2 protein-coding genes are annotated in these 1,341 nt (G+C 64.0%); one reads left to right on the plus strand and one right to left on the minus strand.

What is annotated here, in order from left to right; translation table 11 throughout:
* Positions 1-881 (minus strand): lipoyl synthase (lipA, locus tag QMZ05_RS40815; protein ID WP_353705887.1); only part of this gene is annotated, 881 nt, incomplete at its 3' end.
* Positions 882-1,013: 132 nt separating this feature from the next.
* Here lipA and QMZ05_RS40820 point away from each other — a divergent pair.
* Positions 1,014-1,341 (plus strand): DNA-3-methyladenine glycosylase (locus tag QMZ05_RS40820; RefSeq protein WP_353705888.1); only part of this gene is annotated, 328 nt, incomplete at its 3' end.

The following is a 1,341-nucleotide window of genomic DNA, read 5'->3' on the forward strand; positions in this document are numbered from 1 at the left end:
CTCGCCGACACCATCAGAAAACCCTTGGTATAAGCAACGCGCTCGTAGCCCGCGAATTCGTCAGGAGTCACGTAGCGCATCACGGCGTGATGCTTGCGCGTCGGCTGCAGATACTGGCCGATGGTCAGGAAATCGACCTCGGCCGAGCGCAGATCGTCCATCACCTGAAGCACCTCGTGCCGCTCCTCGCCGAGGCCGACCATGATGCCCGACTTGGTGAAGATGGTCGGATCCATCTCCTTGACCCGCTGCAGCAGCCGGATCGAATGGAAATAGCGGGCACCCGGACGCACAGTGAGATAGCGCGATGGCACGGTTTCCAGATTGTGGTTGAAGACGTCGGGCTTGGCCGCGACCACGCGCTCGAGCGCGCCGTCCTTGCGCAGGAAGTCCGGTGTCAGGATCTCGATCGTGGTGCTCGGGCAGCGCGCGCGGATGGCACGGATCGTCTGGGCAAAATGCTCGGCGCCGCCGTCGGCGAGATCGTCGCGATCGACCGAGGTCACCACGACATGGGTGAGCCCGAGCTTGGCGGTGGCCTCTGCGACGTAATCCGGCTCGCTCGCCTCAAGCGCGCCAGGCATGCCGGTCTTGACGTTGCAGAACGCACAGGCGCGCGTGCAGGTGTCGCCCATGATCATGAAGGTGGCGTGCTTCTTGTCCCAGCATTCACCGATGTTGGGGCAGCCTGCCTCCTCGCACACCGTGACGAGGCCATTCTCCTTCACGATCCGGCGCGTTTCCGCATAGCCGCGCGTGTTCGGCGCGCGAACCCGGATCCAGTCCGGCTTCGGCGGCGACACGGCATCCGGCCGGTTCACCTTTTCGGGGTGACGCGGGCGGAGCTGAGTGGTGGAGATGGTGTCGACGATGGTGACCATAGGTGCCTGCAAGTCGCGAGAAACCATAGCTAATCGGTGTTGGCGCGGCTCGCAACCCGCACCGCGACCCTAGCAGATCAGCCCAGATATTGGCAGTGTTGCGGTCCGTTCCATGCCGATTCCCACCTCAAAATGGCTCAAAATCCCCGCTTCACCCGTGCGACCGCGCCGCGCCTCGGCAAGGCGCTGAAACGCTCTTTCTTCGATCGCAGCGTCCATGAGGTCGCACCCGACCTGATCGGTGCGACTTTCCTGGTCGGCGGCGTCGGCGGGATCATCACCGAGGTCGAGGCTTACCATCACACCGAGCCGGCGGCCCACTCGTTCAATGGCCCTACCCCGCGCAATCAGGTGATGTTCGGCCCACCGGGGTTCTCCTATGTCTACCGCTCCTACGGCATCCACTGGTGCGTCAACTTCGTGTGCGAGGAAGCGGGCTCGGCCAGCGCCGTCCTGATCC

This window comes from Bradyrhizobium sp. INPA03-11B, assembly GCF_040446015.1.
GTDB lineage: Bacteria > Pseudomonadota > Alphaproteobacteria > Rhizobiales > Xanthobacteraceae > Bradyrhizobium > Bradyrhizobium macuxiense_A.